Source organism: Acinetobacter populi (assembly GCF_002174125.1).
GTDB classification, from domain to species: Bacteria; Pseudomonadota; Gammaproteobacteria; order Pseudomonadales; family Moraxellaceae; genus Acinetobacter; species Acinetobacter populi.
Genome location: NZ_NEXX01000001.1, coordinates 261,781 through 279,829 on the forward strand (window position 1 = coordinate 261,781; position 18,049 = coordinate 279,829).

Genomic DNA, 18,049 nt, shown 5'->3' on the forward strand with positions numbered 1-18,049 from the left:
GAAGTATCCTACTTAAGCATTAATTTTCTATAAACGATATGATTAGTTTTTTCAACTTTTAATTCAAGTCCCGAAAACGTTGGATATAGTTCCACCCAATAATCCATTGGCTCAAGTATCCGCCCATTTAAATCAAGTGTAGGAACAGCCTCCATTAAATTTGTAAATATTTGATCATCAATTAACAATGAATTCAATAAGCTAAATTTAAATTTAAAGTCATTAAGTTTTTGAAAGAAAATCAAGAATATCTCTTTTAAAGGAGCTTTTTCATCTACACAAAACATGACAAATGGACAAATACGACCACGTTGATCCCGACTATTAAATAGAACTCCACGGACAAACTTACCTTCTTCCGAAAAATTCTTATTAGAAAAATAGTAAAAATTTACTATATAAGAATCATTCATTTTGACTAATTTCTCACCTAGGTGATTTTGTCCTTTTATTATCCAATCCATTATGTTTTTTTCAATATTGGAAAAACGATTGGATTGAATAAAATCTGCTTGTATGGGTAATTTTCCACACCAGCCAATAGATTGACTTAACATTTAAACTCTCTGAATAAAGTCAAGTTAAAAGGATTATTACCAGAAACTGCTCGAAATTCAATATAGACTTTCTTTCCATCAAGATTAAATGTAGCTAATATACCTTTACCGTCATTTGTCAAGATCGCTTTATTGGCCTGATCAATTAATCTAAAGATAGCCCATTCTCCCTTAACTTCCAGAGTTTCTGGTTTCTCATTGGCAGAAGTTGCTTCTAATATAATCTGATTATCCTGTGCTGGCCAACTCAACATGACATTTTGCTGGGGACCATGATAATACTGAATCTTCTTACCACCATAAGAAATATTCAGATTATCAATACTTTTATCCATAGCAATGACTCTCATCACAAAATCTATATGTGGTGTATTTCTCCCTGCAAAATATTGCATATTAATTTTTTCAGCATCTAGATAATTTGCTTTGCGCTTAATTTGGTTGTTTTCCAATAACAGAATAAATGGCGTATTTTGATTTTGGCTAACAGCGACATTAGCCCCTAAAGTCTTTAGATAAATACCCTCCTTACCAAAAAGTGATCCCAATTCTTGTAAGGAAATATCTTGAGTAGATTTTGCAACAAAAGGATATTTGTTACTAGTCAGATTTCTACAATTTGACTGTACCATTTGATCCTGCTGTTTAGCCACACCTAAAGTTTGTGCATCTTTATATTGCTGACTCGATAATGTTACTTGGGTTACAAATTGATCAAGCATAGGTCGAAAAGGTTCGGGTAACCGATTCACTTGTGCTTTATAATTTACCAAAGGTGTCGTATCAGGCATAAGTTGATCATCACTTTGCATACTCAATTGTAAAGCCACCAAATACACATATAAATCATTAATAGATTTAATAATTTCATCAAGCTGTGCACCAGACTCCGAACCTGTTTGAGTTAAACTTTGAAATTGTGAAAAATTACTGGCAATGATTTGTAAGTAGCCTTGCACTTTACTTTCATCTAATACTGGATTTTTACCTATCTCTAACGCTTTGTCCTGATTTTTTTGCTGAGATTGTTCTGTCTCTGCATTAAGTACAGTAGGTGTCATTAAGTTAGTATTATCACTTATCCCTTTAATGATACCAGCCAATGAAGAGTTTTTTTCAGAAAGCTGTTTAGACATAGCAATAGCTTGCTGCAAATTTTGTGGCTGCAACATTCGTATATCTTTTAGATAATTTTTCCAAGCTTCCGTATATTGAATTGCATAGAGTTGATAAATATCAGCCAAGACCTGATCTTCGGACTGTACTAATACACCATCGCCTAGCACCCATTTCTCTTCTTTATAAAATTTATTTAATCGCTCTCCAACGTACGGCATAAATAAATTTTTATATCCATATTTGGTATATAAAACAGAAATAGGTTCGTTTAATGTTTTATTACTTACTCGTCTAAATAATGTATTGGTAGATGAGCCCCCCATTGATACAAAAGAAACAACAGGCATACTTCTCAAATCCAGACTTCTTACATAATGCACCAAATCAGCATATATTAAATTTGCAATATCCTGATGCAATAATAACTCACGTGCTTGACTCACTAATAGAGGATCGTAATTATTTTTTGCAATAATACGTTTTGAACTTAATACATTTTTTAATGCTTGGATAGATTGATGATTTACATCATCTCCATTCGCATTATATTTCATTAAATCTGTAACAATCCATTGATTAATATAATCATTACTATAATGGTTTGGCTGATACAACATCAAATAAGTTTTTAAATTCCTATAAATTCTATTATAGTCTTTAGAATCTATACTACGTTTAAGTTGCTCATCAATTTCAGTAGAAATAACAGGAATCAAATTTTCATCAATCAAGCTTTGATGTTTCGACATTGCAGCTTTTTCAACATCTTTAAATTGACTTAAACCCAAATTTTTTATAAATGAATCATCTAAATATTCTTTATTAATATTGTATGTGGGTAATAGATAAACCTTTTGAGTAAAGTTAAGTAAATCAGATACATTGGTTGCATCTACATTTTTAGCATCACTTTCGACTTTATTCAGTTGTGTCGATACAGCATCGAGATAATGATGATTGTGGCTATATGCCCGAATCAACAAAAATAAAAAAATTAATAAAACTAAGGCTGTAACTGCAACACAGATCCAGTAAATTTTACGTCGTTTTTTCAACCACGCATTATCCATACCAGCAAGATTTGCAGTATTTAATAACAATGTCTGGAAAATCTGATTAACAAAATATGCTTTCGCTTTTGGGACTAAAGTCGCATGTCCATTACCACTATATTTCTCTTGCAAATCATAATTTAAAGCATCAGTTGATTTTATAGATTCATTTTCCTGTTGCACAGCACTAGTAAAATAAACCCCTGCCAAATTTAGATCAGAATCATATCTAGATAAATTAAGTAAACGTTTTAAATACAATTTCAAACTTTGTGAAAAATTTGAAAATTCAGAAGCAAAACCAATCGCCAGATCTGATGGATCATTCTGTTGATTATTATAAGCAACACTTGTAAATAGATTTTTCTGAATACGCTCAGAAATTTGATCAATTTCAGACGTAATACGATTAATTTTCTCTGCAGAAGTTGGCGTAAGAGGATCTAAATCTACGCCAAATACCTTTTTCCGTTCTTCTTCAGTTAAATAGTTAAAATATTGATTAAATCCAGAGATTAAATCAATTTTATTCACCATAATATATAATGGATAAGTCGTTTTAAAAGAAGCTTGTAGTTCTTGTAGTCTTAATCTGATTTGTTGTAATTGCTGCTGTACTCTTCCTTCATCTTTAGACAATATATCATCAGTACTTACCATTAATACCAAACCATTAATCGGTTGCTTGGTACGACAACGTTTAAGTAAACCTAATAATTCATTCCAGTCTTCACTATTATTAATATCATCATTCTGTTCAACAAACCGACCTGCTGTATCCAACAATAAGGCTTCATCTGTTAAAAACCAATCACAATCACGTGTTCCAATAAGTTTTGAAACATTATCTGTTGTACCAACAGGAAATGTTAGTCCCGAATTTAAGATTGCCGTTGTTTTACCAACACCGGATGCACCTACCATTAAAAACCAAGGTTTTTGATAGATGTATTCATTTTTATCTGCAAATAACTTTTGGAATAGATTTTTTGATTGTTGATCATTGTGCCGTTGTAAAACCGTTTCAATATTTAAAAATTGTTCTTGAAGTGCACTATTGCCGATACTACCAGTTTTATTATCTGAACCAAGTTCACTTGCTTTAATTTCTTCTATCACATGTTGGTTTAATTTTTTAGTTTGATACCATTTATATAAATAGACAGCTAAGAAAATTAGACAGATTAAAACAGACAATAAAACTCTTACCCATATAGGTGCCAAAGGTTTATAGTCTGCAATTGACAAAGTTGGTCCTGCGACCCATATCATGGTAATCAGGGAAAGTATACCAAATACACTCCACAGACTACTCCAACCCAATCCTGATAAAATTCCCATTTTAGTTACCTTAATTTTGAAATAGAATTAATTCTGAACATTAACGCCTGTAGTTGTAGCCAATTGTTTCGAGCCAGGCTGGATATAAACAGTAATTTCAACTCGACGATTTTTTGCTCTATTTTCAGGAGAATTATTTGCAACAACTGGATTATCTGAACCTTTGCCTTCAGAACGAACTCTTGATTCATCACGAATGTAGTTAAGAAGAATCGCTTTAACTGCATCAGCCCGACCTTGTGACAAATGCCAGTTAGAAGGATAAGTCGCACTACTAATAGGCCGATCATCAGTATATCCAGAAACTGTAATCTGACCATCGACATTGTTTAATGCCTGACTTACTGTTGCCAATACAGGATAAAATCTATCTTGAATCTTATCTGACCCTGATGCAAATAATTCATCACCAAGTATAGTGATCGTACTTTTACCAGGAATTTCATAGACCTGAATAAGTTTATTGTCAATTTCATTTTTTAATAAAGGTGCAAGCAATTGTACGCGTTCATTAGATATAGGTAGATTTTGCTGCACTTGCAAAGCATTGATACGTGTATTTACATTATTAGTTTGTTGTGCAAGCTTCCAGTTTAAAAAAGTATGCGTCAGAACAGCTACAGCCAAGCCACTTACCAATATACTCCATAATGGGATCCGCTTACCTTTAGCAATGAATAAACCTTTTTTATCTACACTGTCTTTTAATAAATTATTTGATGTTGTACCCTTATATTCACGTATGATTTTTTCCAGATCTTTTTTTATATTTTCTACAGTAACTTTACCATTATTTAATACCTGATATTTGCCCATATATCCCAATACAAGACAATAATACATTAACTCAATTAAATTAATATTCTTTTGTGGTTCTGTTTTAATTCGATCCAAAAGTTGAAAAAACTGTTCTCCTCCCCATGTTTCATTATGGAAAGTAACTAACAAACTATGTGCAGACCATTCCTGAGTAGCCCAACCATTTTTTGCAGCAAATTCGTCCAAAAGTGTACACAAGCAATATCTAGCGGCTTTAACCGTTTCATAGGTCGCACCATTTTCTTCTGCTACTTCTTCAAATTGCTCAATTTCTTTACGCAATAAATTTAATATTTCTTGTGTTGACAACTTACTTTGAAAATATTTCATTTGAGAAGCACGATTTAGAAGCGGAATTGCCGCTTCAACAATATAATTCCTTCCCTTCTGCTTTAATTCAGCATTATCTTGGTTCAGAATATTTGATTCAATTTCTTCAAACTTTATTGTTTGCATGATCATTCTCGATTTAATTCATTAAATTGATTTAATTGCCCAGCATTCTATTTGTAAATCAGGGAAGTCGCCTGCCAGATGAATCGCCATGCCTGAAGAGTTGTTTAAATCCGCCCATAATTCAGAGCTTTTATCTAATTCAAAATAGCTATAACCAGCATGATAAGGTAACTCACGCGGTGCTGTTGATAATGCATTTAAACGAACTCCCGGTAGATGATAGGATACCAGATCCTTAATTTTTTCTACTGAGCCAATTTTTGCTGTTGCAGGAATACGTTGCCGCAATACTTCAGATGGCATACTAGCCTGAATTGCCAACACAAAATTACACGAATTTAAAAGTGTACGATCTGGTGTAATAGCAACGCGTGTTGCTTCATCTCTAATCTCTAATGGAATCAAAATTGCTCTTTGCTCAAGAACAATTGATAACACATCACGTAACAAGCGCACCAAATGTTCAAAACTAGCCTGCAATTGATCATGATGATAAACCGGTAAATCCATATGCATTTTTTCGGTTTTAAACGTACTCAAATCACCATAAAGTTTTAGCCAACTCTCATAAACCTGACATGGATGTATAGATAAAATCGTAGAAATATGGTGCATATAAGCGCTATAGCGATTAATAGTTTGCAACATTAAAAAATCACGAACATCGCCTGTAGAAGTCAATGAAGGATTGGTCAATATACTGGCAAGTGCAATCGCCCTTTGTTTTAATAATCCCATGATCTCAGACTGATAGTCTCTTAATCTTTGGTTTACTTGCATATTAATACATGGTGGAATGAAATTTTCATTCAAGAATACCTCACCTGTATTGGTCGTAGAAGCAACTAATGCAATAGGTAGGCTCAATGTTCCTTCTGGAATATCCTGAGCAAGCGCTAATCTTAGGTTAGGTGCTGCAACTACAATATTACGCTTGGGTAAATTTAATTCGGTTAAATCGTTTAACTCTAAATGACTAGAGATAAATCGACTCAATTGTTGTTCCCGATCGCCAATAAAACTATAGTTTCTTTGATATGTCGACAAATTTGACCAAACCAAATAAACATATTCATTCTCAATATTTGCCGGAATATGTAACGTTAAATGGGGTGCAGAATCCAGAGTTTCATTAAAAAAGCTTCCATCTTTAAAAAAACCACTTAATCGTTCAACAGATAATACGCCTGTCCGACTTGCTGCGAGATTAAGTACTAATTCCTGAAATCCCCAACCATATGTTGTACCAGCCAAATAATACTGACTAAGCTGATAATCATAATAACGTTCTAGTTGCTGAAAATGTTGTGGAGAAATTAATGTACCTTCTCCCCATACGACTTTACGTTCGATTACCATCTTATTCTCCAACCTGTATATTTTTATTGCTTTGTTCAATAAAAATCCCGCGTTTTAAATCAGCTGCCTTTTTATCTTCCATCGCTTTATCAAGCTGCTTGAGAATTTTGTCTTTTTCTTTATCTGTTAAATCTTGCAAAACTTGCCCTTGTTGCTCAAGTTTCTTAGCAGCAATTTTCGTTAAAGCCTCATTCTTGGTTAATGGAATAACTCCATCCGATGTCACTTGTAAATAAAGAAAATCGCCACCGCTCTGATACCATTTTTTATCTTGTTTATAAAGCGCCAATTTCCAGTTTTTACTTAAATCACGATATGCTACAACAATACCCAAATATTCTGTTTGATCCTTTAAGGGTAATTTGAATTCCATCTGACTAGATGGTCGAATCGTGAAATTTACTTCGTCCAATACACTTTCACCCAAATGCGTTTTATAACCGGCATTAGCGCTTAACTCACTCATTTGATTGAATTCCACAGCATTTGCTAGTTGTAAAATACTGACACGAACCGGAGAAGCTTCACCTAAAACGTCTTCATTAATATCGTCCGATGAGAAAATAAAAACATCCAAATCATTTTTAGCATTTTTTTTATCTGGAACTGAAACACAGCCATATAGCGCCATACAAATTACACTTATAACTATAAATTTTAAAAAAATCATATCTAGTCACTCAAATTAAATATTTGTGTTTTTGAATCACCAAAGCCCATCAATTTAACTTTGATAACAAATTATCCTCATCGTTTAGGGTGTTTTTATTATTGATTGTTTTCTCCTTGTATCTCTGAGCTAACAACTTCATGATCTTCAACCTGTACAGACTGAGATTCTAAAGAAGAATTTAAAGCTGAGTGATCATTATCGATTATAGCCGGATTCTCTTGTATATTGGCATTTAAGTCTGTTTCAGATAAAATCTGTTGATTAGCCTGTTCAGGCGTTATTTTGGCATTATTGGTTATCGTGGAATCATCAACCGGTAATTGCTTTTTTATTTCTATTGTAATCGATTGCTGATCAGCAATCTGCATCACATCTTGAGGAGATTTATCTATAAGTGACGATTGATTTAAAGATTCAGATTGACTGATATCAAGGGGCGACGTTACTCCTGAAACTTCCTCTTGTTTTAGATTATCAATCTTATTACTTTGCTGCTCTATATTGTCATTTTCCTCAACCACTGGTAATAACTTTTGTAAACTTTTCTGTACACCGAGCTCCAGTTTTTGCTGAAAATTAGCATTATCATATTTATTGTTAATCTCGGCTAATGCTTGCTGCATTTTTTGATTAACTTGTAGGTTATCAGATAAAAATTTCTGACCTTGAATTGATCGATTCAAATGATACTGTGCTTTCAACTCTTCTAAAGAATAGATCTGATTATAAATTTTTGTCGCTGCATCATCATATAGGTTTGCAACCTGACGACTATCAAGATATTCCTTTACTGCACTTTTTATCTTATTTCTAAAAATTTGATCATCTTTATACTTTGCAATCAACTCTTGTGTACCTATCTGTTTAAGGCTTTCTATTGCAATTTGATCAAGTATATCTTCTGAAACCACATAACGATGGATAGTTTGGGGTAAATTACTTGATTGTGCGACTTGATAAGCCACAAAAAATTTATTTTCATTCTCAGTATTTGCTGCCACTATCGACGATAAGAATGGTAAAGAAATGGCTAAAAATATCTTTCTCATATTATAATCCTATTTATTTAATATGCTGCGTAGAGCATCTTGCAAATCTGCTTGTTGACTAAGCTCTATAGGTAGAGAAAGATAAAGTTGCTGAATTGCAACTTGACGCTGAGGTTGTTTTGATAAAATTGATTGGCCAATAGACGATGACATAAAATTTAATTGTGCTTGTACGCTTTCTTCACTATGTATAGTTTCAAATAATTCCTTATATGTTTCAAATGATTCGGATCTAATCGAATTTAAGCGAGCAGTGTCCATATCCATATAAAGTTTTTCAATCTCTGCAACTAGTTCTCTTTGTTCAGCATTTAATGGTTGTTCCCCGCCAAGAAAGCTATAAACACGTGATAACGCATATTGATGATAAAGTGAGGAGTTCACTTTTTTCTGGATAAGAATATTATCTTCATCAATCAACTTAAAAAATTGTTGTGTCGTTTGCTCTGAGACAGGTGCTGCTTGCACGATACTCGAACCGCTGATAAGAATGCACATGCATGTAAATATATATAATTTAGAAAACATAGATAGCTTTAACCATTTTTTACGATAGATATACAACCCTTGATTCATACAAAATTCTTAATTTTATGACATGATCCATGTGTTTTGTATATTATTATTTTCAATTCGTTATTTCTATATCATATTGTATCATTTTGGTTTTCAAAATTTCGTATTGTTCATATCCAAAACTTCGACACAGCTAACAACATTTCTATAAAAAATTGAACCCCCATGACTAAAAACACATGTCAATCATCATACTGGCTTATCCATTTTCAATTTTCACTTTACCTAGATGAGGAGCTTGCCATCGTAATGTCATTACATTCATACTTGTAGGCTGATGATCCGTCTTCCCCCCTTTATATTTCTGGAAATGCTGTATTTTTTGTTCACCTAAATGTGAATTTACCATTCTTTATCTTAACTGATTCACTTCGCTATTCACATTAATTATTTCTTTTTTGACGATTATTTTTTTATTTGTGGTGATAATCCACAACCTACACCTCGTATAATGTTAAAAATATAAATAAATAAGAATAAAAAATAGATTACAACTATAATAAAAAAATTGAAGAGCAACTTTCGAATATGATAACTCCAATTTTATTATTATAAGCAAGCCCAATTATCTCCCCTCGCTTACCAGAAGCAAAACTAATATCTTCTAAAAAGAAATGGCATATATAGAAAAAGCCTAAAAAAAGCATTATACATGTGATATAAATTTTCTTGCGTAATGGAGTTTTTAACCAACGTTTTTCCCAACCTTGATGTGAAATAGACATTTCAAAAAAATGATGATAAAAAGCAAGTTGAAATTTTTTATTTAAACCAATCTTTTTTAAAATTCTATATACAATAACACCACCAAAAACTAAACTAACTATAAAAATATAAATACTCGTTATAGCAGTATAGAATGGTAATGAACCATTTGAACCAATAGTCACTTTTAAATTATTTGCAATAAACATCAATAATTTGATTTCAAAATCATTACGAGGATATGCAGGCACTAAAATTACAATCAAAATAATTGAAAAGAAAATTAATAAAAATTTATTTTTCTGTTTTCTATTCATAAGAAAATTTACCAAAAATAACTGATATAATTATACATTTAAATATTATAACGATGATATTAAATATGCATATATTTGTTCAAATTCATTAAAATGCTTGGGATTGGCAAGCCGTGAGCCTTTTACTTTCTCTTCTGTACAATTTCACCATAGATTTTATATATTCTGATAGTCTCTCGTATTGCCATTACTTTATATATTCCCACACATCAGGATCAACATAACTTTCATCTATACGATAACCTTTTGCCTTCATTTCTTTCTCTTTTCCTTGTCTTGAAAGCTTCTCACGCTCACTAGCTTTTTCAAATGCTACTGCAAATTCACTGTCATTCATTTCATATGATTTTTCAATTGTATTTCGTTCATCGTAACGAATCGTTTGAATATCATACCGTATCATATATTGTTCCTGTTTCTTTTCATTTACTGCACTTCGATATAAACTTATTTGTAGTAAAATACCCTGACTATAGAGCTCATAATTTATTCCCATAGGAACCGTATTCATTATTTTTTGCCATTCTTCATAACTCAGTCGATGCGTAACATCAATTACTTTAAATGTTTCCAAGATATATTTTAAGTTATCTTCTTTGGCAATACGGGGATTAAACCGATAAAAAAATTGCTTCCAGCCTTGTTGATTTAAATGTTCCATCAGTTTCACATACGCAATATAAGCATCTTGCGAACTAACAAATTCTGCTTGGTGTAAACTTGCATCTATATCTAAAGCTGTTATACCTTTAATATGAGGATCATCAGCAACTTGAACTCCCATGACAGAAAACACATGGTCAATCACTAAACTGGCTTGCCCATTTTCAATTTTTACTTTACCTAAATGAGGCGGTTGCCAGTTCAAAGTCATAAAATTCATACCAGCAGGCTGACGATCAATTTTGCCTCCTGTATATTTCTGAAAGTCCTGTATGCCTTGCTCACCAAAATGTAAGTTTATAATTTCATTATTCTTCATTATAGATTTTTCTTGTTGACAAGCATTAATAAACAATACTAATGTGATACAGAACAATATCCGAAACAAAAATTTAACTTTTGTCATAGTACTATTTCACACATTTTCAATACTTCCCAACCAAAGTAACTTTCTCCATTTTAAAACCTACTTCCTCATTTATAAATCCTGTTCATCATATCGATAATACCAAATAATTAAATCTCCCTGTGCTGTGGCTTTATTTCCTTCAATTATTTCACCTTGTTTAAAATATTGTCTCTTCCCTCGCAAATGTGGCGCAATCTACCAACCCGTTTTCGGACATATATCTTCAGGCAAAGCTCTTAGTGTTTCTGGAATTTCTTTTGTTTTATTATATTGTTCAACATCTTCTGCAACATCAAAACGGCGCATCCATGCTACACCGCTCTCATAATCAAAAAATGGATTTGGATCATCTTCCCAACGATCATAAATGGTCAATTCCAGATGATCACATCGAATAGGTCGAATCAGTTTATTGGCATATACCAATAAAGGGGGTAAACCTTCTTCAACCGGATATAAATCCAGCTCACCCAATTGTATCCATAGCCCAACTCGATGATCATCGTAGATATACTGACTAATCTTAACTTGTGGATAGGGCGCAAAATAGTCAATAACTTGTTGCCATGTCATGCCCAATTGCTTTAACCAATATGGTGCCAACATAAAGCTCCATACCGGGGTACGAATACCTGAGCCTAATCCTTGATAATCAATATAGCCATTCGTTTTAAAGTGGGTATGGAATCCCATTTTCATTGGATGATCAATATCCAGTCCATAAAAATAATCTGCTGCAATACGTTCCAAAGTATTACGCTCGAAACCACCTTCGCGTCCAAGTGGTGCAGAGGCTATTTCAAAGCCGCTATAAGCATGCATTGGTTTTAAGCTCTGAATACACTCATTGATAAAGTCATGCCAAATTTCTCGATTTTGATGACTTGCTAAATACCAAGCATACCTAAAGTTAACTTTGAATGTGGCATAACAAATATCACTATTATCTATAGTAAATTCAAATCCCCACACTGCTGAACTAAATACTGTTTCATCTGAACAAGTTGCACTAAACGAAACAAAATCCTCTTTTTCATATTCTTTTAAACATTGCTGTTCCAGGGTTACTATGTCAAATTTATCTATCTCAACCATAATGTCTTTGGCTGGGTTCAATACCCATGTCCAATCTTCATTTTTTATTTCACTAAAACAATGGAATAGCCTTACTATCTTTTTTATCAGGTTATGTACTTCTGCTTCATCATGTAGGATATAACAACTAAAATATGGTCCAATACCATAGCAATCTTCACCTTCTAAACCAGTTAAGACAAGAGCATTGTCATTCTTAATATCATCAATCCAACCTTTTATGTCTTCATTAGTCATATAAATTTGTGTAGTACTCATATCTTTTCCTTATTTCTTTCTACACCCTTGCTGGCTTTTCGATTGCTCTTTGTCCTCTCCTCTTACTAATGCTTTATCCTCTGGATAACGAAATAAAGAAATACAACCACCTTTCACCAAACCTTTACTCGAATAATTATTACTTTTTCCATATTTAGTTTGTTTAACTTCTTTCGATTCTTTCAATAATCTTTCATAAGATTTAAACTGTTGATCTTTTATTCTATCATTCTGAAATTTAATTTCTATTATGGCAAAGAGATTGGTTTTGGAGACTGGTTCAAGCCGACTTTCTAGAATGATCAAATCCGCAGAAATACTGCCTTTCTGGTTATGATAAGGACTAGGATAAAAAGGATTAATACCTAGAGCACCTGCACGGGTTAGCCGAGTTGGTGGAATCATCGTTCTGGGGTCTTCATTTTTTGCCCCAAAACACACTTCTGTTTTTAATGAACTTTGACATTGTAAAACTTCGTCGATAAATTCAAACATAATAGACGCAGCTAACTGCTTAAGCTTAACTACAATAAATGCATCATCAAGCTCCATATCATAGATTTCTGTTAATACTACACCTGCCCACTGTGCCAATATTTTCGCTTTCGATGTGGGTAAATCCTTGATCACATTACTTTATATATTCCCACACATCAGGATCAACATAACTTTCATCTATACGATAACCTTTTGCCTTCATTTCTTGCTCTTCTTCTTGTCTTGAAAGCTTCTCACGCTCACGAGCTTTTTCAAATGCTGCTGCAAACTCACTGTCATTCATTTCATATGATTTTTCAATTGTATTTCGTTCATTATAACGAATCGTTTGAATATCATAACGAAGCATATATTGTTCCTGTTTTTTTTCATTGACAGCACTTCGGTATAAACTAACACTTAAGAAAATTCCATTATTATATAAACGATATACTATACCAGCAGGCAAATTATTCATTACTTTTTGCCATTCTTCATAACTAAAACGATATGTTGGATCAATCACTTTAAATCTTTCAAACACATGTTTTAAGTTATCTTCTTTGGCAATACGAGCATCAGACCGATAAAAAAATTGCTTCCAGCCTTGTTGATTTAAATGTTCCATCAATTTTACATACGCAATATAAGCATCTTGCGGGCTTACAAATTCTGCTTGGTGTAAGCTTGCATCTATATCTAAGGCTGTTATACCTTTAATATGAGGATCATCAGCAACTTGAACTCCCATGACTGAAAACACATGGTCAATCACTAAACTGGCTTGTCCATTGTCAATTTTTACTTTACCTAAATGAGGCGGTTGCCAGTTCAAAGTCATAAAATTCATACCAGCAGGCTGACGATCAATTTTGCCTCCTGTATATTTCTGAAAGTCCTGTATGCCTTGCTCACCAAAATGTAAATTTATAATTTTATCATTTCTCATATTTTCATTACTCTTTATTTCTTTAGGTTGACATGCCACAATTAAGCTTACTACTAGAATAAGCACAAATAATTTAAATCTTGCCATCATTACTATTTCGTCCGATATGGAAGTTGGCTGTACTATTGATCCATCCTGCAATAATAGCGAGTTCTTTTTCTAAAAAAAGACGACCTCTTTCACGTTGCATTAATCTATGATATTTTTTTGCTGCCTCCTGTATCCATTTCATGCGACTATCATAATTTTCAACTCTAGTACCATCTAAAGGTTCGCTATAAGGTGCTTCAGGAAGTTTTGCCAAGTCCTCAGCATGTCTGCCTACATATTGCCCTTTGGAGTTCGGTTTAACTGCGGCAACTTCATAGTCACTAGACAGTACCAGCGTAGCATCAGGTATTTTTGTTGTACGTTGTATTTGTGCCATCCGCTGTACAGAGTTTTCTTCCCATACAACAGGTTGTAGAATATTATGCTGTTCCTGTACAGCGATAGTGAGTAAATGTTTAAATAAGTCTTCACTAGCATTTCTAAATTTTGTCTGCCGAGTATTAATTGTTTTAAACACCCGTTCAATACTTGGTAATAGTTCAAATGCCTGATTAATTTCCGGCGTAAGTTGTAAATATTTAATTTGCGATAAACACGATGACCAAGGCAAATTATCTAGCGAGGTTTTAATATGCTTGTAGTTATTGGTATTACGTATTGATTTACAACTGTTAAATGAACTTGGCGAAACACTCCATGCATAATGCCATGTAGCAATATCCATAAACAGCCAAAGATTACCTTTGGCAAAAGCATGAACGGGATCACGTACAAATGATAATGGAGTAAAATAATATCCATACCTTGTTAAGCCATGTTTAAATACCGCAGCAACTGTTTTAGAAGCAAAAGCTCCTAAACCCATCCAGTAATAACGTCCTTTTAAATTATTATTACCATTTAATTCCTGTTCCAGATAAATTTTTGCATATACTGCGGCAATCCTCCGGGCACGTGCTTCATAACCTGGTTCGAGTTTGTAACTATATGTATTTTTATTCGTTATATTAGAAAGACGTTTGATGGCTTCTTGCTGATAAATTTCCCAAAAAGTCAAACAATCACATTGAGCATTTTGACAACTATTTTCAGTTGTATTGGTATTACTTGTCCAATTTAAACTATCAGACATTTAATCTTCTCCTTTATTATTTATATCTATTGCAGATTCTGCATCTTCGGAAAAATCTAAATTCATCCATAATAAATCGAGTTTTAATTCTTCCTCTTGTTTTGAATGAACGACTTGCGTTTTTCCTATTTCATTTGATTGTGCAATAAATCCATTTTCTGCTGATGAAATTTTATAATCGATAAAGGACAGTGGCTCCCCTGAAGGTAACTTCATCTCAAACTGCTCATTAAAAACTTCTAATGCCGGGAGGTTATTTATATTTACACCAACATTTTGTGGCCCTAAAAACTTATGTTCCGAAGCTTTTACTTCAAATTTACCGCTTGTAGTAAATGTTACACCATTGTTTATCTCAACTTGTGATCCACCACCATTAAGCTTAATACCATTTTTGGCTGTGATATTAATGCCCTGTTCTGTAGAAATAATTTGTATTCCCATACGGGCAAGCATTTCCAGCGCCCCATCCTGTGCCTGAATCTCAACCTTATCCTGACCCGAAAATAACCTTGCACCACCCTGTTGCGTAAACAAACTTATGCCCGAATAACTACTGGCAAATAAGCGTCCTCCTACGGCCAGACTCACATCCTCTCCACTACTCAACGCAATCTGTTCTTCAGATGTCAGATGTATACTTTGACCCGCAACAATTCCAACACCCGATGGTGTGCCAATCACAACATGCGCACTAGATAATTCTTTGTAATCACCCTCTCCAGTCTTACCTTCTATCTCTTCTACTTGTACTTTCAATTCTGTTTGTGCTGTCAACTCTATCGTACGATCATCTGCCTTTTGTCGTATCGCTACTTCTGTCTGCGTCTTGTGTTGCTCAACCGCACTGTATAACTGACCTGTGATTGCTGCTATATCCTTTACATAGCTCTCTGCATTAGGCTTACCATAGCTGGTCAATATCAAGCCCTTCTCTGCCCGTACTACGCCATGCCCATCCGTTCTTAACTCAAAGCCTTCTCCACGGTAATCCGTCCGACCACTCACATCAGCTATACGGGTGATATAACCCAGATTCAATTCACTGGCTTGGTGGTCACTTCTCAAATGAATCTGTACCTGTTCCGGCGTATCGTCCATCACCAATTGATTGCTTTGCTGACCTTCCAATTCTTTTGATTTAATCCCCGATAATGCTTTTTGACTCGGCAACTCCCATAATGGCATCTGCTCAGGATTCGTCAGTCGTCCCGCGACAAACGGCATGTCCGGATCACCATTAAAAAAATCTACGATCACTTCCTGACCAATCCTTGGCAGATGGATCGTCCCGTAATTGTTGCCTGCCCAGCCAGTCGATACTCTTAACCAGCAAGTGTTAATACCTTGCTCTGCTTCCTGTCCATAACGATCCCAGTGGAATTTCACTTTCACCCGACCATATTGATCGGTATAAATTTCTTCTCCTTCCGGACCCACTACTGTAGCCGTCTGCGGGCGTCCATGCGGTTTCTCAAAGGTTCTATCTGGTCGAAGGATCTGATCCTCCGGCTGCACTAGAAACTCTACCTGTGCATCATAAAACTGGTTATCGGCCTTTTCTTCACTAATATCTCTTATCAGGGTTTGTGTCCCTAACACTAGCCAACCACGATTACTGGCCGTATTCGGGTGATTATTCAATGTGAATTTATACCCAGTTTGCAAGCCTTTTAAGCGTCCCTTTCCTAGTGCTCGATAACCCTGTTGATAATGGCTTTCTGATAATGTCGTTGCTTTGATCTGTCCGGCTTCACCATCGACAAAATCACCTTGTTGCCATTCATATATTTCCTGTTCTGCATGGCGATGTTCCCACAGATATTGCGAACTTGCTGTCTGCACCAGTTGTGGCTGTTTAAACTGGTAATCACTTAAGCTTACTATGCCGCTCACCAGTTGCTGAGCAGGTTCAAACTGTTCGATATATTCGGCCTGTTCCGGAAAACGCTGATTCGGTGGATAGATACTCAATTGCCGATAGCCTTTGGCTTCCATCTCTTTGTAAGCTGCATTATGGTCAGATAACACTAAGGTCAGGTGATTACGGCTATGCTCAAAATGATAGTTGATACCATGTTCCTGCATTAACCTAACGATAAAGTCATAATCCGTTTCGCCATACTGCACCTGAAAATCCAGGGCTGCATAGTCCGCATGACAACGATAATCAACTGGATACGGATAACGCTGTAATACTTCTTCGATAATATGCAGCACATTTTTATTTTGATAGATTTTAAAATCTGTGCGTTTAGTCAGTAACCATAACCAGGGTACCAGAGTGATTTTATACAGAGCATGGCGGTTACGCACTGATAATGCTTCCACCCGATTAACCAAGCCCCGATAATATCTGGTTCCACTCAGTTGATTCTGACTCGTTTGTTCAGTAGTCGCTTGTAAATTACCGCCCAATCCATTTAACAACGGAATGAGTCCGTCCAGTCGCATTTGTATGCCGACTTCTGTGCCAATCAAACTTTGTAAATTGAGATGTGAGGCCGGACTTCCGCCTGTCGCTGCTTCTTGCGGTGATACATAACCCTCTAGTCCCCGATATCCATGGGCCGGATTAAAGTATTGATCACGTACTTTAACAATCAGTTGATATTCAAATAATGCATTGATCTTTTCATGGCCAGACAAGGTGTCAAACCAAAAGTAAGGTGTGCCATAATCACTTTCTGGCAAGGCTGTGCCGTATAGTTGGATTTGATGGTGCATTTTATATATGAAATTGATTTTAAAAATCAAAGAATAATGGATTTCTCAAAAAATGTTTGTTGTATTTTGTTTATGCAAATATACACTGCATTTCATTTTATCTTATCTTTTTTGTTTAACTAAGATGAAGGTAGCTATAAACCAATAATATCCAAGCAACGACTGAAACTAAAATTTTTTCAAAATATTAGTAAGGCATGCCTCATACTTTTAGCAAATGGAAATTTATTCAGTTTATTGAAAAGTACTCCACATATTATCAAGT

At 34.4% G+C, this 18,049-nt stretch carries 14 protein-coding genes; all 14 read right to left on the reverse strand.

Annotated features, from left to right (window positions below; genetic code table 11):
• Positions 1-8 precede the first annotated feature (8 nt).
• Positions 9-557 (reverse strand): TagF domain-containing protein, encoded by a 549-nt coding sequence (locus tag CAP51_RS01155; RefSeq protein ID WP_087618901.1) that lies wholly within the window; start codon positions 555-557, stop codon positions 9-11.
• Positions 551-4,069: a type VI secretion system membrane subunit TssM gene (tssM, locus tag CAP51_RS01160; RefSeq protein WP_087618902.1), complete on the reverse strand. Its 3,519-nt coding sequence runs from the start codon at positions 4,067-4,069 to the stop codon at positions 551-553. Before tssM ends, CAP51_RS01155 begins: the two co-directional genes overlap by 7 nt.
• Before the next feature lie 27 nt (positions 4,070-4,096).
• Positions 4,097-5,344 carry a type VI secretion system protein TssL, long form gene (tssL, locus tag CAP51_RS01165; protein WP_087619849.1) on the reverse strand — a complete coding sequence of 416 codons (1,248 nt, stop codon included), beginning with the start codon at positions 5,342-5,344 and terminating at the stop codon, positions 4,097-4,099.
• Between the two features lie 21 nt (positions 5,345-5,365).
• Complete coding sequence (gene tssK / locus CAP51_RS01170) at positions 5,366-6,703, reverse strand: type VI secretion system baseplate subunit TssK (RefSeq protein WP_087618903.1); 1,338 nt, start codon at positions 6,701-6,703, stop codon at positions 5,366-5,368.
• Between the two features lies 1 nt (position 6,704).
• The gene (gene tssJ, locus CAP51_RS01175; RefSeq protein ID WP_087618904.1) at positions 6,705-7,373 is read right to left on the reverse strand and encodes a type VI secretion system lipoprotein TssJ; all 669 of its coding nucleotides are present in this window, start codon (positions 7,371-7,373) and stop codon (positions 6,705-6,707) included.
• Positions 7,374-7,471: 98 nt separating this feature from the next.
• Positions 7,472-8,425, reverse strand: a complete 954-nt coding sequence (locus CAP51_RS01180; protein WP_087618905.1) for a DUF2059 domain-containing protein — start codon at positions 8,423-8,425, stop codon at positions 7,472-7,474.
• 9 nt (positions 8,426-8,434) lie between these two features.
• Positions 8,435-9,001 carry a hypothetical protein gene (locus tag CAP51_RS01185; protein WP_087618906.1) on the reverse strand — a complete coding sequence of 189 codons (567 nt, stop codon included), beginning with the start codon at positions 8,999-9,001 and terminating at the stop codon, positions 8,435-8,437.
• 494 nt (positions 9,002-9,495) lie between these two features.
• Positions 9,496-10,023, reverse strand: a complete 528-nt coding sequence (locus CAP51_RS01190; protein WP_087618907.1) for a hypothetical protein — start codon at positions 10,021-10,023, stop codon at positions 9,496-9,498.
• A 187-nt stretch (positions 10,024-10,210) separates the two neighbouring features.
• Positions 10,211-11,092, reverse strand: coding sequence for a hypothetical protein (locus tag CAP51_RS01195; protein WP_171294696.1), 882 nt, complete (start codon positions 11,090-11,092; stop codon positions 10,211-10,213).
• A gap of 198 nt (positions 11,093-11,290) precedes the next feature.
• Entirely contained in the window at positions 11,291-12,448 is a 1,158-nt protein-coding gene (locus tag CAP51_RS01200; protein WP_087618909.1) for a type VI immunity family protein, read from the reverse strand.
• Positions 12,449-12,457: 9 nt separating this feature from the next.
• Positions 12,458-13,042 carry a hypothetical protein gene (locus CAP51_RS01205; RefSeq protein ID WP_171294697.1) on the reverse strand — a complete coding sequence of 195 codons (585 nt, stop codon included), beginning with the start codon at positions 13,040-13,042 and terminating at the stop codon, positions 12,458-12,460.
• Between the two features lie 37 nt (positions 13,043-13,079).
• Positions 13,080-13,964 carry a hypothetical protein gene (locus CAP51_RS01210; protein WP_087618911.1) on the reverse strand — a complete coding sequence of 295 codons (885 nt, stop codon included), beginning with the start codon at positions 13,962-13,964 and terminating at the stop codon, positions 13,080-13,082.
• Positions 13,948-15,057, reverse strand: coding sequence for a DUF2515 family protein (locus CAP51_RS01215; RefSeq protein ID WP_171294698.1), 1,110 nt, complete (start codon positions 15,055-15,057; stop codon positions 13,948-13,950). Before CAP51_RS01215 ends, CAP51_RS01210 begins: the two co-directional genes overlap by 17 nt.
• Positions 15,058-17,784, reverse strand: coding sequence for a type VI secretion system Vgr family protein (locus CAP51_RS01220; RefSeq protein ID WP_087618912.1), 2,727 nt, complete (start codon positions 17,782-17,784; stop codon positions 15,058-15,060). It abuts the gene before it with no gap.
• Positions 17,785-18,049 lie beyond the last annotated feature (265 nt).